The 26,997-nt window shown below is 44.5% G+C and carries 31 protein-coding genes and 1 pseudogene; 3 read left to right on the plus strand and 29 right to left on the minus strand.

Annotated features, from left to right (window positions below; all coding sequences use genetic code 11):
* A partial coding sequence (locus CLOSYM_RS06845; RefSeq protein ID WP_044902225.1) for a cysteine-rich VLP domain-containing protein occupies nucleotides 1-217 on the minus strand: 217 nt, incomplete at its 3' end.
* Nucleotides 218-531: 314 nt separating this feature from the next.
* Between CLOSYM_RS06845 and CLOSYM_RS06850 the strand changes: the two genes are divergently transcribed.
* The 3 genes and pseudogenes from CLOSYM_RS06850 to CLOSYM_RS06860 form a co-directional block, all read left to right on the plus strand.
* Complete coding sequence (locus CLOSYM_RS06850; protein WP_002570054.1) at nucleotides 532-1,557, plus strand: hypothetical protein; 1,026 nt, start codon at nucleotides 532-534, stop codon at nucleotides 1,555-1,557.
* Nucleotides 1,558-1,972: 415 nt separating this feature from the next.
* Complete coding sequence (locus CLOSYM_RS21990) at nucleotides 1,973-2,329, plus strand: hypothetical protein (RefSeq protein WP_235623325.1); 357 nt, start codon at nucleotides 1,973-1,975, stop codon at nucleotides 2,327-2,329.
* A gap of 50 nt (nucleotides 2,330-2,379) precedes the next feature.
* Nucleotides 2,380-2,607, plus strand: a pseudogene (locus tag CLOSYM_RS06860) (helix-turn-helix domain-containing protein); the annotation flags it as partial.
* A 633-nt stretch (nucleotides 2,608-3,240) separates the two neighbouring features.
* Here CLOSYM_RS06860 and CLOSYM_RS06865 read toward each other — a convergent pair.
* Genes CLOSYM_RS06865 through fliF form a run of 28 tightly spaced genes read right to left on the minus strand, consistent with a single transcriptional unit; the run spans nucleotide 3,241 to nucleotide 26,971 of the window.
* On the minus strand, nucleotides 3,241-4,518 hold the full coding sequence (locus CLOSYM_RS06865) for an EAL and HDOD domain-containing protein (protein WP_002570056.1): 1,278 nt from the start codon (nucleotides 4,516-4,518) through the stop codon (nucleotides 3,241-3,243).
* Nucleotides 4,519-4,520: 2 nt separating this feature from the next.
* Nucleotides 4,521-5,435, minus strand: a complete 915-nt coding sequence (locus CLOSYM_RS06870) for a chemotaxis protein CheV (RefSeq protein ID WP_002570057.1) — start codon at nucleotides 5,433-5,435, stop codon at nucleotides 4,521-4,523.
* Between the two features lie 25 nt (nucleotides 5,436-5,460).
* Nucleotides 5,461-5,910, minus strand: a complete 450-nt coding sequence (locus tag CLOSYM_RS06875; protein ID WP_002570058.1) for a chemotaxis protein CheD — start codon at nucleotides 5,908-5,910, stop codon at nucleotides 5,461-5,463.
* A 28-nt stretch (nucleotides 5,911-5,938) separates the two neighbouring features.
* Entirely contained in the window at nucleotides 5,939-6,562 is a 624-nt protein-coding gene (locus CLOSYM_RS06880) for a chemotaxis protein CheC (protein WP_002570059.1), read from the minus strand.
* A gap of 36 nt (nucleotides 6,563-6,598) precedes the next feature.
* Entirely contained in the window at nucleotides 6,599-7,354 is a 756-nt protein-coding gene (locus tag CLOSYM_RS06885; RefSeq protein ID WP_002570060.1) for a flagellar hook-basal body protein, read from the minus strand.
* A complete protein-coding gene (locus tag CLOSYM_RS06890) occupies nucleotides 7,351-8,103 on the minus strand; it encodes a flagellar hook-basal body protein (protein WP_044902218.1) in 753 nt (250 codons plus the stop codon). Before CLOSYM_RS06890 ends, CLOSYM_RS06885 begins: the two co-directional genes overlap by 4 nt.
* Before the next feature lie 17 nt (nucleotides 8,104-8,120).
* On the minus strand, nucleotides 8,121-8,894 hold the full coding sequence (locus CLOSYM_RS06895) for a sigma-70 family RNA polymerase sigma factor (RefSeq protein WP_002570062.1): 774 nt from the start codon (nucleotides 8,892-8,894) through the stop codon (nucleotides 8,121-8,123).
* A gap of 13 nt (nucleotides 8,895-8,907) precedes the next feature.
* Nucleotides 8,908-10,980: a flagellar biosynthesis protein FlhA gene (gene flhA / locus CLOSYM_RS06900; protein WP_002570063.1), complete on the minus strand. Its 2,073-nt coding sequence runs from the start codon at nucleotides 10,978-10,980 to the stop codon at nucleotides 8,908-8,910.
* Nucleotides 10,981-10,986: 6 nt separating this feature from the next.
* Nucleotides 10,987-12,045 (minus strand): flagellar biosynthesis protein FlhB, encoded by a 1,059-nt coding sequence (gene flhB / locus CLOSYM_RS06905; protein ID WP_002570064.1) that lies wholly within the window; start codon nucleotides 12,043-12,045, stop codon nucleotides 10,987-10,989.
* A gap of 15 nt (nucleotides 12,046-12,060) precedes the next feature.
* Nucleotides 12,061-12,837 carry a flagellar biosynthetic protein FliR gene (locus CLOSYM_RS06910; protein WP_002570065.1) on the minus strand — a complete coding sequence of 259 codons (777 nt, stop codon included), beginning with the start codon at nucleotides 12,835-12,837 and terminating at the stop codon, nucleotides 12,061-12,063.
* A 17-nt stretch (nucleotides 12,838-12,854) separates the two neighbouring features.
* Nucleotides 12,855-13,109: a flagellar biosynthetic protein FliQ gene (locus CLOSYM_RS06915; protein ID WP_021641547.1), complete on the minus strand. Its 255-nt coding sequence runs from the start codon at nucleotides 13,107-13,109 to the stop codon at nucleotides 12,855-12,857.
* Nucleotides 13,110-13,127: 18 nt separating this feature from the next.
* A complete protein-coding gene (gene fliP / locus CLOSYM_RS06920) occupies nucleotides 13,128-13,772 on the minus strand; it encodes a flagellar type III secretion system pore protein FliP (protein WP_330362879.1) in 645 nt (214 codons plus the stop codon).
* A 28-nt stretch (nucleotides 13,773-13,800) separates the two neighbouring features.
* Entirely contained in the window at nucleotides 13,801-14,151 is a 351-nt protein-coding gene (locus CLOSYM_RS21995; protein WP_002570068.1) for a flagellar biosynthetic protein FliO, read from the minus strand.
* A 3-nt stretch (nucleotides 14,152-14,154) separates the two neighbouring features.
* Nucleotides 14,155-15,396: a flagellar motor switch phosphatase FliY gene (fliY, locus tag CLOSYM_RS06930; protein ID WP_002570069.1), complete on the minus strand. Its 1,242-nt coding sequence runs from the start codon at nucleotides 15,394-15,396 to the stop codon at nucleotides 14,155-14,157.
* Nucleotides 15,397-15,437: 41 nt separating this feature from the next.
* On the minus strand, nucleotides 15,438-15,872 hold the full coding sequence (flgC, locus tag CLOSYM_RS06935) for a flagellar basal body rod protein FlgC (RefSeq protein ID WP_002570070.1): 435 nt from the start codon (nucleotides 15,870-15,872) through the stop codon (nucleotides 15,438-15,440).
* A gap of 16 nt (nucleotides 15,873-15,888) precedes the next feature.
* Nucleotides 15,889-16,248 (minus strand): response regulator, encoded by a 360-nt coding sequence (locus CLOSYM_RS06940; RefSeq protein ID WP_002570071.1) that lies wholly within the window; start codon nucleotides 16,246-16,248, stop codon nucleotides 15,889-15,891.
* Entirely contained in the window at nucleotides 16,223-17,344 is a 1,122-nt protein-coding gene (locus tag CLOSYM_RS06945) for a flagellar motor switch protein FliM (protein ID WP_002570072.1), read from the minus strand. Before CLOSYM_RS06945 ends, CLOSYM_RS06940 begins: the two co-directional genes overlap by 26 nt.
* Before the next feature lie 3 nt (nucleotides 17,345-17,347).
* Nucleotides 17,348-18,109 (minus strand): OmpA/MotB family protein, encoded by a 762-nt coding sequence (locus tag CLOSYM_RS06950; RefSeq protein WP_002570073.1) that lies wholly within the window; start codon nucleotides 18,107-18,109, stop codon nucleotides 17,348-17,350.
* 3 nt (nucleotides 18,110-18,112) lie between these two features.
* Complete coding sequence (locus CLOSYM_RS06955) at nucleotides 18,113-18,943, minus strand: motility protein A (protein ID WP_002570074.1); 831 nt, start codon at nucleotides 18,941-18,943, stop codon at nucleotides 18,113-18,115.
* 1 nt (nucleotide 18,944) lies between these two features.
* On the minus strand, nucleotides 18,945-19,178 hold the full coding sequence (locus tag CLOSYM_RS06960; RefSeq protein ID WP_002570075.1) for a flagellar FlbD family protein: 234 nt from the start codon (nucleotides 19,176-19,178) through the stop codon (nucleotides 18,945-18,947).
* A gap of 58 nt (nucleotides 19,179-19,236) precedes the next feature.
* Complete coding sequence (locus CLOSYM_RS06965) at nucleotides 19,237-20,175, minus strand: flagellar hook-basal body protein (protein ID WP_002570076.1); 939 nt, start codon at nucleotides 20,173-20,175, stop codon at nucleotides 19,237-19,239.
* Nucleotides 20,169-20,711 carry a flagellar hook assembly protein FlgD gene (locus CLOSYM_RS06970; RefSeq protein WP_002570077.1) on the minus strand — a complete coding sequence of 181 codons (543 nt, stop codon included), beginning with the start codon at nucleotides 20,709-20,711 and terminating at the stop codon, nucleotides 20,169-20,171. Before CLOSYM_RS06970 ends, CLOSYM_RS06965 begins: the two co-directional genes overlap by 7 nt.
* Before the next feature lie 19 nt (nucleotides 20,712-20,730).
* Nucleotides 20,731-21,855 (minus strand): flagellar hook-length control protein FliK, encoded by a 1,125-nt coding sequence (locus tag CLOSYM_RS06975; RefSeq protein WP_002570078.1) that lies wholly within the window; start codon nucleotides 21,853-21,855, stop codon nucleotides 20,731-20,733.
* Between the two features lie 20 nt (nucleotides 21,856-21,875).
* Complete coding sequence (gene fliJ / locus CLOSYM_RS06980) at nucleotides 21,876-22,325, minus strand: flagellar export protein FliJ (RefSeq protein ID WP_002570079.1); 450 nt, start codon at nucleotides 22,323-22,325, stop codon at nucleotides 21,876-21,878.
* Nucleotides 22,326-22,341: 16 nt separating this feature from the next.
* Entirely contained in the window at nucleotides 22,342-23,646 is a 1,305-nt protein-coding gene (locus tag CLOSYM_RS06985) for a FliI/YscN family ATPase (protein WP_002570080.1), read from the minus strand.
* Between the two features lie 13 nt (nucleotides 23,647-23,659).
* Nucleotides 23,660-24,391, minus strand: a complete 732-nt coding sequence (locus tag CLOSYM_RS06990) for a FliH/SctL family protein (RefSeq protein WP_002570081.1) — start codon at nucleotides 24,389-24,391, stop codon at nucleotides 23,660-23,662.
* On the minus strand, nucleotides 24,384-25,394 hold the full coding sequence (gene fliG / locus CLOSYM_RS06995) for a flagellar motor switch protein FliG (RefSeq protein ID WP_002570082.1): 1,011 nt from the start codon (nucleotides 25,392-25,394) through the stop codon (nucleotides 24,384-24,386). The genes CLOSYM_RS06990 and fliG overlap by 8 nt, the downstream gene beginning before the upstream one ends.
* Nucleotides 25,394-26,971: a flagellar basal-body MS-ring/collar protein FliF gene (fliF, locus tag CLOSYM_RS07000; protein ID WP_021641552.1), complete on the minus strand. Its 1,578-nt coding sequence runs from the start codon at nucleotides 26,969-26,971 to the stop codon at nucleotides 25,394-25,396. Before fliF ends, fliG begins: the two co-directional genes overlap by 1 nt.
* Nucleotides 26,972-26,997 lie beyond the last annotated feature (26 nt).

The raw sequence follows: 26,997 nt of genomic DNA on the forward strand, positions 1-26,997 counted from the left end.
AGCGGAACCACTTGCAGCAGACCGAGAAAGAAATGGTCTGTGGGCAGGTGTGGGCGTCCCCATCGTCAAGGGCGATACAATTCCCCTCCTCATGGTAGCAGCACTCCCGGCGGATCAGGGCGTTTGCCTGTTTCCTCTGTGCCGGGGTCATACGGTAAAAGGATCCGTCTGGCTTGCGCTCTAAGGGCGGAAGTCGTTTATATGGGTTATCTTTCATGTGTTCCCTCCGTTTTTGCTTTCCTTTTGCCGTTCTCCCCGAAAAGTTTTCCACCCCCATTCCTGCGGCGTATTTCTCCTTTGGCACGCAAATGCGCTGCTTCTCCGGGAGAGATATTCCTTTTCGGACGGTCATTCTGTTTTCAAGGTGCGGCTCATCGATGTACTAAGACAAGTCTACACCTAAATGACCGCCCGTCCCATATATCCATAAGGTAGGAAATCAGCCCAGAAAACTCACTATTTCCACGCTCTCGGAATTGTGGTAGAATGGAAGAAACAGAACGGTAAATCGAGATTGGTGGTGGTAGTCATATGGACGGAACGAGGTTTCGTCTGGTGGTACATAACCTCAAAAAGCTGAATGGATTTTGCACTGCCGTAGAGGGCGTGGTGGAGGGCAGCAGCATATCGGTGAACGATTATCTGTGCCTGAACCGCACCGATGGCAAGCGTATCAAGCTGCGCGTGGAGAGCATCCTGGTTACACCGAAGCTGGAGGTTCGCACCGCCGAGCCCGGCAAGGCTGTGTGGCTGGTACTCCGCGGACGCAGGGCGAAGCAGATTCGCAGGGGCGATATTCTGGAACCTCCTGCAACAGGGCGGCGCAGGCATTCCACAACGGCCGAGGTCCTTTCTGTGATCCTTAGTTTTCTGCTGATCGCCAATCTCATCAACATTGCCATCTGCCTGCCCATGGGGTGGCAGGACAATATATCCGAGATCCTGCGCTATTCCCTGGTTTTGGGGGCGGTGAATATCCCCATGCTTTTGGCGGTCGAGCTGTGGGATTTTCTCTCCCGGCGACGCTGGCGGCAAAAGCAGCAGCGCGACGATTGGGAGACCGATTTCCGGGTGCTGAAATGCTCGCCCATCGCCTATCTGCTGCTCCTGCTCCCGGCGGCGATCACGGTGATGGCCGGTCTGTTTTTCTACCTGTGGGCTATGGACGAACCCCAGACGCTGCAAACCCTCTGGGCTAGAGGTGAGCTGAACCAGGAGCTCTTGACCCTCTTTGGGCTTGACCTGCTGTGCATCGGCTCTTTTCTCCACTCGACCTGGCGCAAGGTCTTTTATTCCCGGCGTTTGCTGCGGGTGGTCAGCTTTGGGATAGCCCACGACATCCCGTGGACACAGCTGCGCTCCATCCTCCTGCTGTGGGATAAAAAGAACGCCCGGATGATCCTGCGGACAGCGGAGAAAACGATCAGCCTCCGCTCGGATGTACTGTCCGATGGATGGGGAGATTTTCTGGACTTTGCGCTGACGATGGCGGGAGAACACGGTATTCCATACGAACTGCAGAATGTGAAGCATATAGGGCGATTCAAGAGAAGATAGGGCGCTTTTCGGATGCTCCCGAAGCGGGAGCGCATGGGTGACTGTATCGCTTGCAAGGAATGTAGTATCTTTGAATATCTTGACCATGCTTTGATTTTGGTTTTACGAGGGATTTGAAAGGAATAGGGACATTTTATGTGTTTTGAAGCCAAACGTTTAATGTGTAAGTGTAGAAAGCTACCACCGTATGGTGATTTCACTGTCGGTTCAAGTTATTCATTCGATTATTTAATTGATGCTGAATGAGTAATAGATGACTTGGAAAATGAAATTACTTTTGCTGAAAAGCTTTTTAAAATATGTTTTGAAAATATTTCGGAATTGGAGTGGTCAACATGGGATTCCTCAATAAAATCTTGAAGAAAGATAATGGTAACAAGAAAAAAGCAACGATACTCTCGAAGAAGATATTCCATTGGCTTCCGACTGGGTGACAAAAGCACTCAATTCGTCCGGCTATAAAGCGGATTATTCTTTAGAAAGCATAAAAGAAATTGATAGATTTTTTGATGAACAGAATTCCGAAATAGGTTTGCTTTCAAAAAATCGCGGTATGATTTTATTTAGTTTAGGTTCATATATTGGCGAAACGGCGATTAAACTATATGGTGGAAAATGGAGCACGGATGATAGCGACCCACAAGGAGAAATAAATATTGCCGTTAAGTTAAGTAATGGGACTGTTATCTGGCCTGTCTTTAGATGTTTGAAAAGATGCAAACAGGGATGTGAAGAAAGCATCTATGCCTGTCTTTTTGCGCTCAAGAATTGATTTCATAGAGCGATACATTCCAGTTTATCGAGCAGACAAGGAGCGAGAGCGTGGAACTATCCATACATGAACGATTGAAAGACCTGCGTGTGGAGCGAGGGCTGACGCTGGAGCAGCTTGCGGAACAGACCCACCTCTCCAAATCTGCGCTGGGTAGTTACGAAGCGGAGGACTTCAAGGACATCAGCCACTATGCCCTAATCAAGCTGGCGAAGTTTTATGGCGTGACCGTCGACTATCTGCTGGGAGTGGCAGAAACAAAAAGCCACCCAAACGCGCTTTCAGCGCCGCCGTTGACAGCCTCACCCGTCTTTGCTAATGGGTAATCAAGGCGGGAAAGCCTTAAAATGGCTTCCCGCCCATTTCAATTTTGGGAGAAAAATCCACCTGCCTTTTCGTGAATGTGGCTATCCGTTTGGGACACTTTTTCCCATAGTCCGGCGTGGGACAAGGGACAAAGGTTTTCATATACGCCCCGTCTGCTGATGAAAACGCCCTTGCCCGATCCGGCGGCAACGGCATTTTTACGGCAACGCCGACAGAGCGTATAACACACTACACTTTGCAAGCAAAGTCGTGTGCCAAGGGGCAAGCCCCTTTGGAAACCCCGGACAACAAAACAGACTGCATATCCCGCACTTTTCGGTGCTTGATACTCAGCCTTTATTTGTTGTCAGCAGCCCCCGTTTCGTGGTCTGCGTGTAGTTCCTTGTAAACTGACCTAAATATCATAATAAAAAGCAGCGAAAAGAAATAGCAGCTTAAAAGCTAAGAGTTACCCTCATAGGCTTATTAAGTGAACCCTCTTTTAACGAGTGAAATCAAGAAATGGATAAAAAGTAGGGATAAAAACAAGGAATCGCCAGAACCGTTAAATGCCGGTTCTAGCGATTCCTAATTAGGGACTTATTTTACATCCCCTTATGCTCTCCCTCGTCCTTATCCTCCCCAGAAAAAGTTATCCCTTTCCATATTTCATTCACTTCCTCCACACAATCAAAATAGAACTGTGCCACCATATTAGAAGGGATTCCCAGTTTTTTTACCATCTGGTTGATACTATTCCAGTCGGCCCTCTCGTAATCCAGAACTAGGGTATACAGGTCCCCACATATCCCTGCCCTGCTAATCAAGGCCTCCTTGATTTCCTCCCGGATAGGAAGTTCCTTTAGAATATCCTCCAGCGGGCTATCCACCATATATTCCAGGGTAGAAAACATACCCATCATATAAACTTCCCCAGGAGAGACCGGTAGTCCATCAATATAACGGGCCAACCTGGAACAAAACGTTCCGCGCATGAAGGATCTCTTTAAAACCTGCTCTGTGATACCGCCATCATCCTTATTATCACTCTGCATGCTCAGCAGGTAAACCCAGTGCTTCAGTTGACGGATTCCTAAAATGACCAGTGCCTGACGTATAGAAGAAATCTTTTTACTCAAAGCAAAATACCTGGAATTAATCAGCTTAAATAATGCATAGGTCAAATAGGCATCCCTGCTGATAATCTCCTCAATCTCTGTCATATCAGGCGTATCTTTTGTAACCGCTACCACCAGTTGGAAGAAATTACCTTGGAGGAAATCCAATTTTGCCGTTTTAATCAATGTGGCTTCTGATATGTATGTCCCCTGCAGATGATCCACCCCAAGAGTCTTTGCAAACTCATAATCTTCCCTGCTGTCAACTCCATAGGCAATGCACTGCTTGTTGAATCCCCTGGCCATCCTGACAATGTTCTCCATCGAACTCTCCCCTGACCGTTCCGTCCTCCCCTTTACATTAATTTTGAGGAAATCCACGTATTCCAGTATACTGAAAAAACGGGCTGAGAATTGAAAGTCATTTATGGCAAATCTATATCCCTGATTCCTGTACTTCTGTACAATCATCAAAGATAATGGATTTACCAACACATTATCCTCAATCTGTATAATCAGCTTACTGCTCTCAAATATCTTGGGTGTATTGCGAAAAAGCAGGCTTGGAGTAAACGTGGCAAAGATAAGTTTTCCATCGTATATCTTTTCATTATTCTGCATGAAGAAATTAGCTATGGTACCGGCCGCCATATGGTCCTCAGAACTATTATACAGGGCATCATCCCCAAGCTGGAACATGACCTCATTGCCGATTACCTGATCATCCCTATCCTTAACAGGCTGTCTTACTACATAATTATTCATGCCTAATCCCTCTTTTCCAGTAAATAGTCTAATATCTCGACCAAATGGCCTATTTCCGGCTTAGAAAGTTGTTCATCAGCCCCCACCGCCTTCCCCTTCCGCCGCATCTCTTCATCGATGAGGGAAGAAAAAATAACTATGGGAATATGCTTAAGCTCCTCATCTTCCTTTACCAGTTTTGTGAGCCTATGTCCATCCATCTTAGGCATCTCAATATCCGTAATTATCAGGTCCACTTTTCCATTCTCCCTCCCCTCAATTCGCAAATAATCCCATGCTTCCTGTCCATTGTTAAAAAGCTCCAGGTTATGGTAACCGGCCTTAATTAATGCCTGCTGAATCATCTTAATAAGAAGAATAGAATCCTCCACTACCACAATGTTGGATGACCTCTCCTCCCGTTTCCCCAATTTCTCAATCTCTTCCATCTGTATACTGGTAGCCGGTGATATATCCGCTGTTATTTTTTCAAAATCCAGTATAGACACAAGACGTCCGCCACACTGAGTGATTCCGGTAGTTACTCCATCTTCCCCGCCGTTAATGCTTTTATCTGGCTTCTGGATATCCGCCCATGAAATACGGCTGATTCCCTCCACGGTGTTTACTCGAAAGGCTGTATACATCTTGTTGAACCCGGTTACAATAAATAAATCCCTGGAATTTTTTTCTGTCTCCCTCCCAGTCAGGTATAACGGCAAATCCACTACCGTCATAAGTGTCCCTCTTGGCTTGAATATCCCTTCAATAGAGGGATGTGCATGAGGTATGGGCTTCACCTCATTCGACATCATAATCTCTTTAACCTTTGCCACATTGATACCGTACAACTCTCCATAAATGGTAAAAACCATGATCTCAAGTTCATTTGTACCTGTCTCCAGCAGAATTTTACTGCGATTATAAGTTTCTTCCATACTCCATTAACCTCCTTTTCCACCGTTAGAGTATAAGTTCCATCCTGCCATAGGCCTTCACTTTTACGATTCCATTTGATACATCCATCATCATGGTTCTGGCATAGTCAGAACCTGTGTCCTCTCCCAGAATGCGGACGCCGCTCTGATACAAGATGCTTTTTACCGCCTGAATGTTGCGCTGTCCTATATTCCCCAGCGCCGAAAACTGCTGCCCTGAAAACATACTGGCACCACCAGCAATCCTGGCCGTAAGCCTGGACTTCATCCCGCCAAATACGTGAAGTTTCCGTAAAGTCTCAGCGATTCCCGTATCCGCATATTTATAGATACTCACCGGACTGTCCAGCTCTGCCTTGGGAAGCATAATGTGAAGGAGACCGCCCAGTTGAATGGAGGGGTCGTAAAAACAAATCCCAATACATGATCCCAGTGCATAGGTAATCAGCTCCCCCTCTGTTCTTATAATTTTCATATCGGCAATCCCCACCGTGACTGTCCCGTTAATTTCCTACTCCCATCCTGTCGAGCAGGCAGCTCAATCCTTCAACCTCCGGGACCATAAAAAGGTTGCTTTCCAGTTTCATGCCTCCATAAATCAAATTCCCTTCTATGGTCATCAGCTTGTTTGTCTGATAGGCTAATTCCACCATAGGCACAGATAGGATTCCCCCCAGCATGTTAACCGATAGGACTGGGACGGAAAGCTCAATTGTAATTCCTGATAAATCTGATATTGCATTAATATAAGAAGATATCATAATGTTACCTATCTCAAGTAAGGCTGAACGCTGTATTTCCTCTAGACGCGGGATTTCTACCTCCGCTTCACCGAACATTCGCTCCAGTACTGCGTTAATCAACGCCTTTCTCTGAATGCATAGCATCATCCCTTTCAGTTCACCTGACATATGAACCATAATCCCCGCTACGGTTTCTTCTGGATTCCCCATCCTTCTAATGATTTCATTGTAGCCCAATATATGAATATCAGGAACTCCCATTGTAACGGTCTCACCCAAAAGCTGAGACAGCGCCGTGACTGCATGAGCTGTTCCTATACTTCCCACTTCTCTTACTGCATCCCTCTGCAATAAATTCATATCATCATAATGTTTCAGTCCCACCAGGTTTCTTCCTTTCCTACTCTAAAATACTGCGCCTTAACGTCTCAATTCGCATTCCAACTGCTCTATCTCATCTGAAGTCTGGAGCATCTTAAGTGAAAGCTGGTACGCCTTTTGGCTTTCTATCAACTGGGACAGTTCCTTTGCCAATTCCACATTTGACATTTCCAGCATCCCCTGCAGTAATTTCCCCCTGGGTTCCTCATTATCCAGATTGACCTGTGAATATACTTCACCATTTTTGTCTGATACGGCATAAACATTGTAGCCCAGGACATCCAACCCATCCTGTATTGGGATTTTAAAGATACCGATGCTCCCAGCCACATCAATCCCTTCGCCTTCATTTCCATCCTCACCATTAACCGAGAGCAGGACAGGTTCCCCATCCGCATCCAGAACCTGGCGTCCCATGGAATCACAGAGATAAAATTCACCATCTATATTCACCGGTTCGAAGCTTCCGTCTCTTGTATAAATCGTATTGTCCGTATCCGGATCCAACAGACCGAAAAATCCTGGCCCTTCTATCGCGAAATCATAATCCCGTCCAGTCTGGTTTAAGGCCCCCGGCTGATACGTAAGGCTATCCGTCTTATCCATACGGATTCCATGCCCTTTCTCTATATTTTCATTCTGTGCTGCCAGTGCTGTGTAGATAAGGTCTGAAAACACACTGTTTTTGCTTTTGTAGCCGGTGGTATTAACATTGGCCATATTATTCGATATCACACTAATCCGCAGCATATTGCCGGCTGCACCGGCAGCCGCAGTATAAAATGAACTTCTCATACTTTTCCAATCTCCGTCACTGCTTTTCCCATTATAGTATCGTACATCTTAAGTATTTGGGCCGCCCCCTGAATGGAACGCTGGCTGGCAATCATGTCCGTAGTTTCTTTTAAGACATCCACGTTAGATTGCTCCAAGTAGCCCTTCATAACTTTAGGATTCTCCACCAGAAGTTCCTGCTGATTCGTGGTAAAGGTAGAATCCTCTCCCTTCAAAAGCTGAGCATAATCGTCAAAATCCACTATCTCAATACCATCTATCTCTTCACCGAACGGATCATACAGGATACCGGCGGCATCCATATCTATCGCATCCGAATCCAAATAGATATCTCCCCCCTGGCCCTGAACCCGACCCACGCCATTTAATGCCAGCATTCCCTCCTGATCCACGGAAAATGAACCATTTCTTGTATAACAAAATCCCCCTCCCGGCACGGCAATTTTAAAAAAGCCATTTCCATTTATGGCAAAATCGAGATTCCCATCTGTTTGTTCCGGTGCCCCTTCCTCAAAACTGACATTCGCACTGTCCCCAACTTTTGCCATGCTCACAGCGCCTAACTGCCGGGACCCGCCCTTATCTACATTACCTGTTCTGAGAATCATTTCCTCCCTAAAATTCCGCCCCAAATACGTGTCCGCTTTATAGCCAGGAGTTTTTGCATTTGCCATATTATTGCTGATTACATTCAGTTTCTGACTTTGCACCATCATACCAGAAGTTAGATTATAAAATACCTGAAACATAAGATTCCCCTTTCTTATCACCAATTTTCTTCCATATAGGTTTTCAGTTTCTTAAGTGCATTTATATGTATTTGGGATATCCTGGGTTTACTCACCCCCAGAACCCCGGCAATCTCCTTTATACTTAGCTCCTGTTCATAATAGAGAGAAATTACTAGACGTTCATTTTCTCCAAGTGCTTCAATTCCTCTTCTTAAACAGTCCTTTTTTTCATTCCTCAAAGACTGAAGCTCCGGATCTGATTCTTCTCCTACTACTGGGACAGAATCCTTCCACTTTTTATCTGCAGTTTCATCCATAATCAAATCCAGGGATATCATATTAAACAGGGCAATCCTTTGCTGCTGCTCATAATAGTGTTTTAAAGTAATACCAAGCTCCCCTGCAACCTCTTCATCTGTCGGAGGACGTTCCAGGCACTCATACAGCCTGTCCCTCACATTCTCCATATTTTTTGCTATTTTCCGCTCGCCCCGTGTCAGCCAATCCTGTTTCCTGGCTATATCAATTATCATCCCCCGGAGTCTTTTCACTACATAACTTTCAAACTTTACATTTTTATCAACTTCGTACCGATCTAAGGCCGTCATGATAACAAAAACCCCCTCATTAATGATATCATCAATCTGAGAGAAATTTGAATATACATTCCACATCTGTTTCGCTATCTGTCTCACCAATGGAATATAGCGCAATGTCAGCTCCTCTTTTATTTCCCGGCTTCTGTTGTGCATATATTCATCCAGAAGTTCTTCATTTGTCATATGAGAAAAATCCTGTGTGATTTCCATTATCATCACCCCCCTAGACCGTAATTGTTCCTATTGCTTGTATTTGTATGGTGTTCGTAATCTCGCTGAAGGAAAGAACGTGAATATTCGGATAAAAAGGTTCCAACAAACGATATATGTAAACTCTTATCACCTGGCTGGTAAGTATGATCGGTTCCTGGCCAAAATCATCAAATTTTTTCTTTTCCTCTTCCAAACAGGAAACCATACGTTGCATAAGTTCCGGACTTAAGGCCAGATATACCCCCTGGCTGTTTTTCGCCATGCTGGAGATAATCTTCCGCTCTAATTCTCCGTTCAGAACAATAACCCGCATTTGCCCCTCGACACAGAATTTCCTGGTAATCGTCCTTTTTAAATTCACACGCATATCTTCCAGGATTCCATCCAAATCCTTGCCTGAGCCAAAATCCTCTGCCACCGTTTCCATCAAGAGTTCCAAATCCCGTATGGGAATTCCTTCTTTTAAAAGATTTCCCAGTAACTTCTGAAAGTTTCCATAGGAAATCATATTGGGGAATACGTCGTTCACCAAATCCGGTGTTTTTTCTTTGAACCTGTTAATCAGCTTCATTGTCTCACGCCTGTCCAGCAACTGGTGTGTATTTCTCTTTATCGTTTCCGTCAGATGTGTTATCATGACTGACAATGGGTCGATTACCGTATACCCGTATATCTCCGCCAAATCCCTCTGATCCGGAGTAATCCATCGGCTTGGGATTCCATAAGCCGGCTCAATTGCTTCTATCCCCTCAATCTCACCCGTAGGATTGGACGGCTCCAGAGCCAAATAGTAATCCACCAACAGCTCTCCCCTGGCAGCCTCCTCCCCGCGAATCTTAATCACATACTGGTTCGTTCCCAAACCGGAATTATCCTGAAGCTTAATGGAGGGAATTACAAATCCCATTTCCTGTGCGTACTGTCGGCGAAAGATGACCACACGATTAATCATCCGTCCCCCGTTTTTTTCATCCGCCAAAGGGATTAAACTGTATCCAAATTCCATGGATATGGCTTCCACTTCCAGCATGTCATATACGTTGTCAATATTCCGGTAATACTCTTCCTGGCGTTTTTGCACCTCGGCTTCCTCCAGCATATCGCTATCTTCAGACGCCGCCTCCATTTCCTTCAATTCCTTCACTTTAATACTCTGTAAAATGCTATTACCGCCGAAAAGCAGAATTGCCGCAAGCAGGTACATCTGAATCTTTGGCATACCCGGTATGAAGGATATGACCACCATAATGGCACCAGCTGCCATAATCGCCTTAGGCTGCGCTGAAAACTGACGTGATACATCCTGATTTAAACTTCCTTCCGCCACAGCCCGGGTGACAATCAGACCGGTTGAAGTAGAAATGAGCAATGCCGGTATCTGGGATACAAGACCGTCTCCTACAGTAGCTAAGGAATAGACGGAAAGTACGTCTCCGAAGGACATGTTGGACTGAACTACGCCTATGATTACCCCCGCTGTGAAATTAATAGCGGTGATGATAATGGACATGATGGCATCACCCTTGACAATCTTTGTGGCACCATCCATCGCCCCGTAGAAATCCGCCTCTCTCTGTATATTGTTTCTGCGGATTTTAGCCTGCTCTTCCGTAATCAGTCCGGAACTTAAGTCGGCATCTATAGCCATCTGCTTTCCTGGCATCGCATCCAGGGTAAACCTGGCCGCCACCTCCGACACTCGCTCTGCTCCCTTGGTGATAACGATAAACTGAACCAGTACAATAATCAGGAAGATAATGAAGCCTACAACAACATTCCCCTGAAGTACGAAACTACCAAAGGCATGAATCACTTTACCAGCATCCCCATTTTTAGTAAGGATGCTCCTTGTAGATGAAATATTCAAACCCAAACGAATCAGGGTGGTCACCAAAAGCAATGACGGAAAAATGGCAAATTCCAATGGATTCCGTATGTTCATCGTGATCAACAAAATTACCAGGGATATTGATAAATTAAATATGAGCATCATATCCAGAGCAAAAGGAGGAAGCGGGATAAGCAATAGCAATACGATTGCCACTACAAAAAAAGAAATCGCATTGTTTAATATTCGTTTCATATTCGTCTATCCTTTCTTCCCTTTTAACTGATAAATATAAATCATTAGATCCGCCACGATGCCATAAAGTTCCGGTGGTATCTCCTGATTGAGTTCGGTAGAGGAATATACAGCCCTTGCCACCGATACATTCTCTATAATCTCCACATGGCTGTCCATGGCAATTTCCACAATTTTAAGCGCTGTGTGATCCACTCCCTTTGCCACCAGAATTGGGGCCCTGTCACTGCTGATATCATATTTTAAAGCTACTGCCACATGGGTTGGGTTCCTAATGACCACATCTGCAGTGGGAACCGCCTGCATCATCCTCTGTTTTGCCCGCATCCTCTGCAGATTGCGAATCCTGCCCTTAATCTGAGGATCTCCCTCTTGTTGTTTATATTCTTCCTTTACTTCCTGCTTCGACATCATAAGCTGACGCTCATAATCCCACCACTGATATAGGAAATCAAAGGCGGCAATAACACCAAACCACATGATCACCTTAAGTATCATGGAATATATATATTGAAGCAGATAAGATGCTGCTCCCAGAGACGAAATATTCAAACTTGCCGTAACAAATGGCAAACATCTTTTTAAAAACTGATACAGAACCGATAAAAGAACAATAATCTTAATCAGACTTTTAGACAGCTCCACCACGCTTTTCAAGGAAATGATTTTCCTTATCCCTCCAATGGGATTTAACCGACTGAACTTAGGCGTAGCATTCTTCATAGTAAACAAAAATTTTGTCTGACTCCCGACTCCTAATGCAGCCATAAACACTGCCACCAGAAGTAATGGCAAGCTGCTTTTTATAAATTGAAGCAACAGATCTCTTAGATAGTAGCCTCCTCCCAGAGCCTGGAAATCCTTTAACTCTCCCACTCCCACGATGCATTTCTTTGCGTAGGATACTGTACTCTCGTAAATCACCGGAAACAAAAACCTAAGACTGCAGAAACTTCCTAAAAGAGAAACTACAGTCACAATATCCTGGCTTTTAAATACATTTCCCTTTTTCCGCTCATCACGACGCTTTTTGGGTGACGCTTTTTCAGTCTTATCGCCTGCCAATCGGATCACCTCCTGTTATTTAAAATAGTAGAGAGCCATAGCCGCTCCTTCCAACATATTCTCCAGAAGTATCTGAATGTACTCCCCCAAGGGAGAAACCAAAAGCAACAGCAGAACCATTCCTACACAAATCTTTGTCTGTATATTAATCACAAATATATCAATCTGGGGAACCATCTTCATCAATATTCCCACGGCAGCCTCTGTCAAAAGCTGAACCGCCATCATAGGGAAAGCCATGCGTAACGCCATCTCCATACAGTCCTGAAACATCCTTAAGCAGGTCCAGATAAGACCAGGCATAACAATAAAGTTTCCATAGGGAACCTCTCTTCCTGCCAGCAGAACAATTCGTAGGAACACCAGATGACTGTCAGTAATAAAAAATAGCGCCAACATAAATAAATAATATAGGTTGGCGTTGATAGACATCGATACATTCGACTGCGGATCATAAGCGGTTGCCATGGAAAGCCCCATTCCAAAGTCCATCACTGCACCCGCATACTGAACCACTGCGAAGAACATCTCAAAGATAAATCCAAGTACAGCTCCCACCAGCAGTTCCTTTAAAAGAAGTACTCCATAAACTAACGGGGTTACTATCAGGACTTCCTGCTCCATAGAATGGCTTATCTCAGGAAACAGGTATGCAAATATACTCAAAGCCAGTACCAGAGCGCTTTTTGCCATAGCCGGATAATTCTTCCTTCCCAAAGCTGGATTTAGGAATACAAGACCGCTGAATCGCACGATTATAAAAGAGAGCAACTGCATATCCGTAATAGCCACAGCATCCTCCATTCCTCTTATATCATGGAAAACAGCTTTTTAGTAAAATCCTGAAGGGTCTCCAGCATGTTCCCCCCCTGAAACAGCAGGAACAATGAAATTGCTGCCAGCTTTGGGACAAACGTCACCGTCTGCTCATGGATTTGTGTCGCTGCCTGAAAGATGGCGATTATCACTCCCAGAAGCATACTTCCCAATAAAATAGGACCGCCAATGCGGACTGCCAAAAGAAAAAATTCCCGAAATATGTCTAGTAATTGCCCTGTTGTCATGATAGAGACTCCTTTCTGTTAGTAAAAACTTTTTACAATTGATGAAAACAGCAGTTCCCATCCATCCACTGCAATAAACAATAACAGTTTAAACGGGAGGGATATCATAGCCGGTGGAAGCATCACCATCCCCATGGACATTAGGATGCTGGCCGTCACCATATCAATCAGCAAAAAGGGAAGATAAATTAAAAATCCCGCCAAAAACGCATGTTTCAGTTCGCTAGTCATAAAAGATGGCACGATTACCGTCAACGATAAGTCCTCCACCTTGTCCGTAAGCTCCTGACCTGCCATATCTAAATACATATTTAATGTACCTTTCTCTGTCTGCCGCAACATAAACTCCTTAAGTGGCACAGTCGTACGCTTCAGGGCTTCCTCCTGGGTAATTTGTTCCTGCCGGTAGGGTAAGTACGCCTGAACATTAATCTGGTTTAAGGTTGGGCCCATAATAAAGATGGTAAGAAACAGCGACAAACCAGCCAATACCACGTTGGGGGGAACCTGCTGAATCCCCATCGCATTCCGCAAAAAGGAGAGGATAATAATAATCCTGGTGAAACTAGTCACCATAACCACAATACTCGGCAGCAAGGCAATAATCGTCAACAATAAAATAATATCAAGAGTTGGAATATTATTTCCATCTAAAAGGTTCATAACCTGTCCTCCCATATCGACTCCTCTCTTAAGGTAATTCTTCCTTCTTTTCAGCCATCTTTTCTAGAAGAGTTACAAAAGAATTGTGTCCGGGCTGCCGCTTTTCCAACTCAATCATGTCATTATCCTCTAACATTGCCAGCAAATGGATGCCTGACTGGGAGACTCCCAGAAGAAGAATCCTCTCTCCAATCCTAACAATCTCCAGATACTTATCCTGGCCAATCACAAAACGATCCTGGGATTCCATATAACGTGAGCACCGGGCCCGGCCCATTCTTCTCCCCAGTCTCTTGCTAAGCAAACACGTCAAACCAGCAATAAGGAAAAATATGAACATACCTTGAAGCATTGCCATGACTATTTCCATGTCTCCCATGTCTTATTCTCCTTCCGGATTTCTTAGTATTTCCGATATCCGGATTCCAAAATTATCATCAATCACTACTACATCCCCCCGGGCGATACACCGCCCATTCACATATAAATCCACCGGATCTCCTGCCAGCTTATCCAACACTACCAATGTCCCTTTTGTATATTCCAGAATATCTTTTACCATCCCCTGTGTTCTTCCTATTTCTACAGAGATTTCCAGAGATACTCCCATCAAAAGGTCCAAATTTTCTTCCTGCGCTTCCTTCCCTGTCCCAGCTTCCTCCAAAGGATTATAATTCACAGGTCTCGTGTTAATTATTTTATTGGCCGGTGGCTGGACGATCTGCTGCATATTCTGCATCATCATCATAAGCTGCTGCATCTGTTGCTCCAAAGCTGCAGGAGCAGGCTGAGGCGCGGAGGCTGTTGGCGGTATTCCCTCAACTTGGGACGTATTTGCTACCGAATGTCCTCCCATTGAAGGCTGTACATCTGTTACCTGCGGCATTGCAGCAGTTGCCTGTGGAGTGGACACGGGTGGCGTTATGTCTATGGCCTGTGACGGAGCTACACTTGCCTGGGACATTTCCACCGCTGGCGATTCTTTTGGGGAATTCTCCTCTATGTTCATATCCACGTCCTCCCTATACTCTGAAGGAAGGAATACATTTAAGAGTTTCTTGGCTAAATCAACCGACATCACATTGACGAACTCACTTTTCAGTTTATTGTCAATACTTAAAACAAAATTAACAACTACCATCGGCTGAGCCTGAACAAAATATTTCTTTTTAAATTCTTCTTCCGAATGCAGCTCGAATGAAACTGGGGTGGAGATATTCACCGTTTTATTTAGGAACTCCGATAAAGCAGTAGCAGAAGCCCCCATCATCTGGTTCATCACCTCGCAGACAGCGCTTAGATTCATCTCATCCAGTTCAAATTCATCATCAGCAATCTCTACGCCCATGAGGAGTTCAACGATCAGTTTTACGTCCCCACGCTTTAAAAGCATGATGTTTTTACCTTCCAGACCCGAAATATATGTAATTTCAACGCCTATTACCGGTTTTAACTCTTCGAACGAAAACTCTTCGTCTGTAACAATCCTTACCCTGGGAGTGGTAATATCCACTCTGGTATTTAGCATAGTAGATATAGCGGTCGCCGAGGCTCCCAAACTGATGTTTAGTATTTCTCCAATAGCATCAATCTCTATTGGCGTAAAAATATTATTACAATCCATGTCCTATCCCTTTCCCGGCTCTACCCTTCCGGTTTTATATTCTATCTACCGATTTCCAGCGCTTTAGAAGCCATCTGCTTTATGGTATTCAAAGCTGTCAGATTCGCTTCATAGGACCGGGAAGCCGACATGGCATCAATCGTCTCCGCCAATAAGTCTACGTTTGGCAGCTCCACATAGCCATCCGGACGGGCATCTGGATGATCAGGATTGTAAACCAAGTCCATGGGACTTTGGTCCAGTACAATGGCTTCCACTTCCACCCCGCCCTTTCTGCCGTTTACTGCCCTTCCCAGGACTTCTTGAAAGGATGTAGAAGGGATTTCACGGAATACTACGGATTTCTTCCGATATGGTCCTCCCCCTTCTGTCCTGGTAGTATCTCTGTTCGTTATATTTTCGGCAGCTATATCCAATCGCAGTCGCTGGGCTGTCATGCCGGAAGCACATATATCCATAGAACTTAAGAATGCCATAGCATCATCCTCCTCATCATCCCAATATGCTGGATACCGTTTTGATAATCCGGTCCGGCTTAAACGGCTTTACAATAAAATCTTTCGCTCCCGATTTAATTGCATCAATAACCATAGACTCCTGCCCCATAGCAGAGCACATAACTACCTTAGCCTCAGAATCATAGCTTTTAATGGCCTTTAATGCCTCAAGGCCATCCATATTAGGCATGGTAATATCCATCAGCACCAAATCCGGCTTAATCTCCTGGTATAACTTTAACGCTTCCGCTCCGTCTGGAGCCTCGCAAAAATCCGTATATCCATTCTTCTTCAAAGTATCCTTCACCATCATCCTCATGAATGCCGCATCATCTACAATTAATATCTTCGCCATTTTTATTCACCTCTTTTTTATTATTGCTCTCTTTGCTCTCCCCTTTGGAATCATCTGACTGCATCCGGTTTAACTGCTCCTTAGAAAGGAAATCCACCCCTTTAACATGGTTCACTTCTTCTATCAACACCGCCAGATTATTCTTATGCTGCCCGATATGCCCCTCAAACCATGGGCGTTTCGCCACATCTACGACAACTAGCGAATCCTTAGGTTTATTCAAATTAATAATATCGCCTTCCCTAAGCTCGCGGAGATCCTTCATCGTAATAACGACACTTCCCAGTTTTACAGATATATCCACCGGGGACTGGTTTAAACTGTCCATAATATGTTCAGACATATCCACAAAATTCGTGTTCTTCTCTCTGTATGTCCTTCTGTCATAAATGGCAAAAATATCAGTCAGCAAATCACCCGAGAGACAAATACTGATTCTGCCCCCATTGCCATCTTCACCTTTCACTTCCAAAATAACGATGACTACAGTCTCATCTACGCCGATTACCTGAAGCATTGTGGGATTGTCTTCAATATGCCGATAGCAAAATTCCATATTCACATAGTTATTCCAGGCATCCCCCAATCCCTCTGACAAGTAAGACATGATATTACTGTAAAGGGCGCGTTCAATCTCTGTATAAACGTAATCACTGCTGACGTCCGTATCATCCCCCTCTCCTCCCATCATCCGGTCCATAAAATCCAGCATGATAGGCAGCGTGATATGCATCAGAACTGGCTTGTTCACCCCTTCTCCCTGGAGCATCAAATCCAGAGAAGCCAGGATGTCAGTATCCTTAAGGGCATTGGAGAACTCATAGTAACGCTGCTCCTCTATAGTAGAAACCTGAATTTCACAGCCAAACCGAAACATACTATTCACCTGAGAGACAACAATCCTTGCATATTTTTCGAAGACATCCTGAAGCAACCTTAATTTATCCTTGGTAAATTTCTTGGGGCTGTAAAAATCATACTTCCGGTATCTCATTTCCGGCGAGTTCTCTTTGCTTTTTGTTTTCTCCGTATCATCCCCACTGTTCATAGCCGCCAGCAGCATGTCTATCTGATTCTGTGACAGAACCTCAGCCATATTCTATTCCTGCCCTTCGTCTGTATCTGTACCATATTGTATTTCCTTATATAACTCCCCCAGATTCTTATACTGTGCTCCAGTTTTAGTAATCAATACCTCAACCCTTCTATTGGCAGACCGCCCCTCTGTGGTATCATTATCGGCCACAGGCCAATTATCACCATATCCTACACTGGTCAGCTTGGAAGGATCTATGAAATGTTTCTCCTGTATATAGACTAAAACGGCTGTTGCTCTATTGGATGCAAGGAATCTGTCATTTGCAACAGAATACTGCTGACCGTCCACCCTGGCAGTATGTCCCAGGATTTCAATTAGCTTAATATCATCTGCATATGGGGCCAGGATATTACAAAAATTCTCCAGAACTTCTTCCCCACTCTTCTTTATCACATAGCTGTAACCATCAAAAAAAATCTTGTCCTTGAATGCGATAAACGTAAAGCCCTTGCCTGCCTTAACTTCTATTTCCGTGTTTAGGTTCTTTTCCTCCACCTCTGCCTTTAAATTCTCATAAAGCGTCTGAAAATCCTCTGGTACCTTCTGGACAATTGACTGACTGTCTTCCGGAGGATTTTGCGTTGCCGCTTCAAGCTGGGTGACTGAATTCGGGTTTAAGCTCCTTACCAGGTTAGCCCATTTCGTTTGATCAATAGCGGATATTGCATATAAAAGAACAAAGAAACAAAGAAGCAGGGTTACCATATCCCCATAAGTATCCATCCAGTTGCCACAATGGTCCTGATGTTTTCTCTTGCGCATATTTTATTCCTTCTTCCCCTTTCCTTTTTTCTTCTTTCCGCCTCCGTCCCCTTCCTCCTTGAGGTTTTCATTCAGCCGCTCCTTTAAGTAGCAGTACAGCTTCTCTTTTAAAAATTTAGGATTATCTCCGGCCTGGATGGATAAGACTCCCTCAATAATCAGCTGTTTATACAAATATTCTTCGTCATTGCGGATTGTCAGCTTTTTGGCAATGGGTGCAAAAAACAGATTTGCCAGGAGACAGCCATAAAAAGTGGTAATCAGCGCTACCGACATGTTGGCCCCTAAAGAATCACTGGCTCCATCCGCCAAATTTAACCCCATCAACATATTAATTAAGCCAATCAGAGTACCTGTCATGCCGAAAGCCGGAGCCAGAACCGTTCCCTTTTCATATATACCTATCTCTGTCTCATGGCGGGTAGTCATATAATCCAGTTCATCATTTAACAAGGTTCTTACATCCTGGGGATCGTGAGAATCCACAATCATCATAATCGCATATTTAAAAAATGGCTCCTTTAGCTCCTCCGCCTTCTGTTCAAGCGCCAACAGACCGTTCTTCCTGGCCTCCATAGCGAATTCCACCAGCGTTTCAATGCAAGACATATTGTGAAACCGCTTTCCCTGGAACAGAATCCTCATATGGGATGGAATATTTTTCAGTATTGAGAAAGGATAACTGGCTACAATCGCCATAATCGTACCACCCACAACAATAAATAAACTGGGCATATTTATGAAATTATTAATTGCTTTTATGTCATCCATTGTGATACTCACTACGATGATAACAAAGCCCAATACAATCCCTATGAGCGTAGATAAATCCATCCTATTCCCTCCGCAGCAGCTCCTCTTTACCCTCCGGGTATTTTTCTCCTACTGGCCGCATGATTTTCCGTTTGAATTCTATAATTTTTTCAACTACCTGTTCCCCGCTGTCCTGAACAATATAAAATTCCTTATTCATCATGACAATCTTCGTTTCGGGGATAAACTTTACCATTTCTATCTGATCCTCATTCAAATAAAACGGCTCACCACTTAACTTATGAAGTTCTATCATTTTTTCTCCCGTTTAACCGCTGCAATGATTCCATCGGCCCTCTCAACAGATTTTCCAACTACCGTTTCATATTGACAAGCTGCTCCAGCATCTCATCGGTCACCGTGATAATCTTCGTATTGGCCTGGAAACCTCTCTGTGTTGTGATCATTTCAGAAAATTCCTGGGCAATATCAACATTCGATCCTTCCAGGTAACCAGACATCAAAGAACCGGCTGTCTTACCCGCTCGAATAATGCTGGCTGTTCCGGCAGCCCCGGAATTATCGGAGGCGCCCATCTCGAAATAGTAACCATCTTTTTTTATCATGCCCCCTGGGTTATTCACATTAACAAGGGCGATATAACCCATTTCATAGTTTTTGCCTTCCGAGTCAGTAGCTGTAATCTTGCCGTTTCCATCAATGGAGTATTCCGTAAAGGGTTTCCCCCCTATCGATTTCTCCCCAATCTTAATGGGCTCCAGGTCGGTGGTGGCATCATCAAAATCCCAGGAACCATTTGCCTTGGTCATGCCGGTAATTGCAGTAGCAGTTCCGTCAGCATTATGAGCGGTGGCGGTAGCTCCATAGACGTAATTGCCCATGCTGTCCATCAGGTATCCGTTCTTTACCGTAAACTGACCACTTCTAGACAAATAGGAGTTGTATGGACTGGCATTTTGTTCAAAAGGGCCTACCATAAAGAACCCCGGGCCATCGCAATATACATCCGAGTTGTATCCTGTATAGCTGGGATAACTCGGAGTAAAATTCGTTCTCACGGCTCCTAATACCGATCCATACCCCAGCTGGGAAGCATTGAGTCCACCGGTACCTCCCGCTACGGCTGAGGCGCCTGATGGCTTCGTTAAGCTGGAATAAATGGAATCCTTGAAGGTGGCTGACTGGCTCTTATACCCTGTGGTATTGGCATTGGCTATATTATTACTGATTACATCCATCTTAGACTGATGTGCTTTTAATCCGGCTATAGCGGCAAACATTGATCTTACCATTTTACTTTTTCTCCTTTGTCATCATCAAAATAAGGCTTCACTGGAACATCTGACTGATTGCTTTCTCTCCCAGGCCCATTATCCTTACCTTCCTCATCCGTTACGGTACTGCGCTGTCCGACTGCCATAACAGAACTTATGGGGTATTCCTCGCTTTGACCATCCAGATAGATGACCGGAGGAGAAAACGCTAAGTTTACACCGGTCACTGTCCCCTTAACCGTCTTCTGTTGCCCATCCTTAAATATGACAACCTCAGCTTGCTGTCCCAGCAGTCCTGATGCGTATTGATTCGTGGACATCTGTGTCATCTGGGACATGGATTCGATTGTCGCCATCTGGACTAATTGATTAAGCATCTCCGAATTATCCATGGGACTGGTCATATCCTGATTCTGAAGTTGGACCGCCATCAGTGTATAGAAATCCTCCAGAGTCAGGGAATTCTTTGCCACCCTGGATGATTGATTCCTATTTCCCGAAGAGGAAACAGTAGTACGCGCAGCGGAGCTGTCCATCATACCGATATCTGTCATAACAATTACCTCCTGTTCATTATAGTTCCTCCAAGCCAAGTCTCAGCTTCTCAATAAAATCAGCTGCTTCATTGTTTCTGCCCCCGCCATCCTGCTTCTTTTTCCCATTTCCATTTTCAGGATTCCGTCCCCCGGAATGCCCCTGATCTCGGTTCCAGGAAAGCAATGATGCCTCCTCCTGTCTGATATCTATGGAAACAGGAGTCTCCGTGTAGTATTTGATAAGCCTTCCAATCTCCGATACATTCTTTTCCAGCAACAAGGCCGTTTTTTCACTGGCACAGCACAATTCAACGCGGGTCCCTTCCTTGCCTGTCCGAAACTTAATAAGGATATTTCCCAAGGTCTCCGGTTCCAATTGAATCTCCAGAGTCCTCCCACTATTCGACAGCCCATTCGCAATATGGTTCGACAGCGCTCTCGAAAACTCTGGTTTGTATTCATGATATGGCTGGGCTACCCTGATTTTTACTGGCTCATTAGAAGTCGGTATATGATAGGCTTCTCTTGATGAGGAGAGCATCAGCCCGCCTTCCTCCTCTCCTGCCTTTTTTCCTTCCGGCGCATGGTCACTCATATAGTCCCCTGACTTTTGTCCTGCTTTGGAGGATGTTTCTTGTCCCTGAATGTTTCCTGCGGGAGCCAGTGCCGTCCATCCATCCACCTTACCGATTGAAGGATCCAGGCCAAATCCAGCATTCATCGTTACTCCACTCTCTCCCCGGAAACGGATGCTGAATTCTTCCCCCATTCCTTGGCCCGGACCATTTCCCCCTCTCTCCCTAATAACAGTTTCCCTTTCCGATGAAGATTGAGCCAAAAATCCAGCCTTTCCGCTACTTTTCTCCCTGATTGAACGGGAAATCCATTCTTCTCCTCCCCAAACAGGAGGCCCTTTTTTTCCTGAATATTCAAACGTTTCTCCGTCTATACTGGTAAGGACAGCGGGAAGACCTGTCCTCCCTCCCATGTCTGCCGCATCCTGTTGTCCATCCACTAAGAAGGGGTTCATACAAGCCCCTAGTTCTAAAAGTTCATAGAATACGCTCCCTTCATCTTCCTTTTTTCTTTTATCAGTAACTGCTATTTTTCTTGTCGGCTGCATGACAGCCGCATTCACTCCCGCATTCACTCCCGCATTCATCTTCCTGCCTCCTGTCCATGCTATATACGAACCAAAGCCTTACGATTATTAGAGATGTACTCCTCAATTTCCTTTTCCATCTGCTTCTGGAAGCCAATCTGGTATTCCTCCAGTCTACGCCCCTTCAATTTTTCCAGGGATGTGCTTTCTTTTTTTACCTCCAGCAGCTGTTGCCGTTTTATCTCTTCCTGTCGCTGAAGCAGTTCTAAGTCCTGCCTGGCATTTCGGATTCGGAATCCTAATGTATCTAAATAATTCTCATAGATATGCATGCTCATGGCATCCATTCCGTTCTTCTGCTTCTCATTGAGAATTTTGCAACAATCCTCGTATTCCTTATCTAATCCGGCTAATATCTCTTCTTTTTCCCTGATTTTTGCCATGATGGCCGCTTCTTCCCCCACCAGGTTGTCCAGAATCTGGCTCTTATAGTCCAAAACCTTTTCTAATTGAAAATGAAATCTCCGCATAACCACTTCTCTCCTATCAGTCACTCAAGATTTTTTCCATCTCTGACACAACCTCATCATGTGTAAAGCTTTCATTCACGCCCTGCATCAGGAACGCGTTTACTCTATCTATCCTGCTTATTGCCTGATCAACTTTCTGACTCGTCCCCATTTTATATGCCCCTATGGAGATTAAATCCTCATTTTTAGAATATGTGCTTAAAATATCCCGGATCCCCGAAGCCAGTTCCTTCTGCCGTTCAGAAGCCACACTGGACATCAGCCTGGATATACTGGCATTGATATCAATTGCCGGGAAATGGTTCTCATTTGCCAATTTCCTGGTTAAGACAATATGACCGTCCAAAATCCCCCTAACCGTATCAGCAATAGGTTCATTTGTGTCATCACCTTCCACCAGAACAGTATATACACCAGTGATAGAACCTTCTTTAAACCGCCCGCTCCGTTCCAATAGTTTTGGGAATTCTGTATATATAGAAGGGGTATATCCTCTTGCCACAGGCGGCTCTCCCAGGGAAAGTCCGATTTCACGTTTAGCCATGGCAAAACGTGTTAAGGAATCCATCATGAGAAGCACATCCTTTCCCTGATTCCGAAAGTACTCAGCAATGGTTGTTGCCACCATCGGGCATTTCATTCGCATCATGGAGGATTCATCCGAAGTAGCAACTACAACAACTGAGCGTTGTCTTCCCTCTTCCCCCAAATCCCTCTCTATGAACTCCCTGACTTCCCTTCCACGTTCCCCCACTAAGGCTATGACATTAATATCCGCCGTAGAGTTCTTAGCAATCATACCCAAAAGAGTACTCTTTCCCACTCCACTACCGGCAAATATTCCAATTCGCTGCCCTTTACCTATGGTAAGCAACCCATCAATAGCCTTCACCCCAAAGTCAAGACGTTCCGTAATAGGCGGACGTTTCAAAGGATTCGTGTAAGTATTTTCCACATAACAAAATTGGGAATCCGAGAACCTCTCCCCAAAAATAGGTCTCCCCATGGCATCAATGACACGGCCTTTCAGGAAATCACCAACCGGGATTTTTAACCGCTTCTTTGTGCTCCTCACAATACTTCCTGAGGATATACCATTAGTATCTTCATACGACATCATCTGGATTTTATTCTGTTTAAATCCTATTACCTCCGCAGGAATATGGCGATTTTCCCTCTCATCATATATCATGTATATCTCACCGATACTAGTCCTTCCGCCTGATGCCTCCAGCAGCATCCCTTCCACATTCTCTATTTTACCAATCCTGCTGATAGTCTCTGATTTACGAATCAATCCTGGCAAATCTCTAAACTGCATAAACACATCTCCTCTATGCATTATCAAGAAGCTCCCTGATGTTAGCCATCTGAGTATTCACGCTTAAATCGACTATTTCATCTGGAAGTTCCAGGATACAGGTTCCCTGCTCCTCATTTTCCATTTTTATAATTTTCACATTGGAGGAAAGATCAGAAAGTGTATTTAAGAATTCCACATCACCCTCTATCATCACATCCATGTCATATTTTGATACATATACCTTAGCCCATTCCTTCTTCTCAAGTTCTCCTGCAGCTGATGCAATCATATGTTTCATCGTCTCGCCACTCGTGCGCAGGCTGACCCTAATGACCTTTTCCGCTATCGCAACCGCTATATTCTTAAGTTCATCCAGATACTTTTCCAGTAATTCTTTTTTTTTCTGCTCCATCCCTTCAATACAGCTTTCCAGGAGTTTTCTTGCTTCTTCCCTGTCCTTTTCAAAAAGTTCCAAGTGTTCCTTCTTAGCCTGGTCAAATCCATCCTCTTTTCCCTCTAGATACCCTTGAGCATATCCCTTTCTCTGGTACTCCTCTTTTAAAAGCTGCCCTTCTTTCCTGGCAGTATTAAGAATCTTCTCTGACTGCTCTACTGCCTGGACAATACATTCCTCCGCATATGTATCTTCAATCTTTTCCGATTCTTCCAGTCTGTCTGCCTTCTTCCACCCAACAAGCTGTTTATCCCTCGGATATATATATGGACTTGCTTCCCGCTCCCCGTATTTAATAACCTTAGACAATGATCTCGTCCTTTCCACTCTTGCTGATTACAAGTTCTCCCTGCTCCTCTAAGTTTCTGACTATATTGACAACACGCTGTTGGGCCTCTTCCACATCCCTTACACGCACATTGGTAGTAATCTCCAAGTCGGAAAGCACTCCTTCCGCCATACGCTTTGACATATTAGACAAGATTAAATTAAATAGATTCTCATCACTGATTCCCTTAAGCGCGTATACAAGATCCTTGTTATCGCAATTTCTGATTACCTTCTGCAAGGAACGATTATCCAGAGTTGCCAAATCCTCAAATACAAACATCTTCCTACGAATCATATCGGCCAGCTCTGCATCATGCTTATTTAATTCTGCAAAAATAAGTTTTTCACTGCTTCGCTCCACATTATTCATCAGCTCAGCAGCATAATCAATACCACCAATCGTAGTAAAGTCAGCAGTATATAGACTTGAAAACATCTTTTTTATTTCCTCTTCCACAATTTTCACAGCTTCCGGAGAGATGCTATCCATCTTGGCAATCTTCTCAAAAACTGACATTTTCTTCTTTTCAGGCAAAACATCAATGATTGCAGCTGCCAAATCCGGCTCCATATAAGAAAGCACCAATGCTATTGTTTGAGGACGTTCTCTGGAAAGTACAGGTACCAGACTCTTGATGTCATTTTTCCTTAAAAAACTAAATGCGCGGTTTTGCAAAGATTTGGAAACCTTGGACAAAAGGCTTGCTGCGGTTGCCTCGCCAAATGCCTTTTCCAAAACCGTTCTGGCATATTCTAACCCACCGTCTGTTACCACTTTTTGAGTCAGGCACAGCTTGTAAAACTCATCTAGTACCCCCTCCGCCTCCTCAGATTCCATATGCCCCAGCTTCGCCACCTCTATGGTCAACTTTTCTATATCTGACTGTTCTAGATATTTGTAAATCATCGAAGCGCGTTCCGCTCCTAGGCAAACAATAACTGCAGCAGCTTTTTGCAAAGGAGTTAATTTACCGTCACTCATCAATTACCCTCCTCCGATCTCACCCAACTACGCAGCAGTGCAGCGGATATCTCCGGATTATCCTCTGCAAAACCTTGAATTTGACTTTTAATTCGGCTTCCTTTATCTATTGTTAAGATTTCCTCTTCCGGTGCCTCTTCCTCCGCCGGAGATCCCAGCGGAATTTCTGCCTCTAACTCTGCTAAAAGCTTCTTTTTATTCCGTTTCTTGATGCCCATTACACTGAAAAAAATCAGAAGAAGCAACAACAGCAGGATTCCTCCCAGAACAAACGGCAGATACCTCATCCTATCCGCCTCAACCTCCGTTGGCGAAACTGATACCGCAACCTCAAGGGTATTTGCATTGTTATAAAAATCCGCCATAACAATAGATATTTTCTCGTTCTGCAATTCTGGGGCAATTCCTGCCGCTCTGGCCACCAACGCTACCAGTTGGGCAGTACCTGGCCCTCCTCCGATAACTGCTTTCTGATTAATACTTATTGCGACGCTAACATCAGAGATTGCACCACTGTCATTCTGTCCCTGAACCTTTTTCTGATTCAGTTCATATGTTGTCTCTGAATTACTGCTATAGATATCGGCAGTAGTACCTTGTCCAGCATTATATTGGGTCACATTGGTATTAGACTGTGTACCAGGTATGCCAGCAGCACCTGCTTGCTGGCCATTCCCCTCGGAGCTTAAGGTCTGCCGGCTGATGTAACCTGAATTATTCTGTGTATCCGGGGCGCTATAACTCAGTTCCTCAGAAAGTATCCTCTGCATATCTGCTGTGCACTTAACAGAAACATTAACATTACCACGGCCATAAATCCCTTCCAAGACATTCAGTATATTATTCCGGAGTTTTGCCTCTTCCCGGCTTTCATACTCCAACTTCTTATTCCCATCAACAGTTTCCGAATCACTATCCTTCACGGCGGATACATCCATGCCGTTTCCATCCAAGACTGCGACATCCCCCAATTCCATATCTGGAACCGCTTTTGCTACCAGTCTCTGTATCGCCTCCGCCTGTTCTCGAGAAGGGGAACCGCCATCATACATATGTACTACAACATAGGCCGATGCTCTCTTTGTATTGTCCGTGTTCAATATGTACTTACTATCCTTGGCCTGACTTATGGTAACAACAGCACTTTTTACACCGTCAAGCGTACGGATGGTAGAGCCAATCCGTTCCTGAAGCTGATAAAGCTTGTAGGTCTCCTTCTCCGATTCTGTAGACATCATGCCCGCATGCTCTGTAAACACGTCATAGGAAAAACCACTTTTGGGATAGCCATCAACTGCCAGCATTCCTCTTGTCTTATCCACCGAATCCTTCGGAACAAGAACACTCCCCTGTTGATTATATTGATAAGGCACTTCCATATCCTGAAGTTTAGCCATAACTTCCTTGGCCTCCTCTTCATTCACGCCAGAAAACAGTACCGCATAATCAGTATTATTAAGCGCCATTGCCAGGGCCGCCGAAAGAATCAGCAGCCCCGACACCGTTATAGCAATAATTTTTTTTGTTCTTCCTGATAGATTTTTAAAGAAATCTTTCATTCTGTCCAGTTGCTTCATCTGTCCAAATCCTCTGACCTTTCTAC

The organism is [Clostridium] symbiosum ATCC 14940 (assembly GCF_000466485.1).
In the GTDB taxonomy this organism is placed as follows: Bacteria; Bacillota; Clostridia; order Lachnospirales; family Lachnospiraceae; genus Otoolea; species Otoolea symbiosa.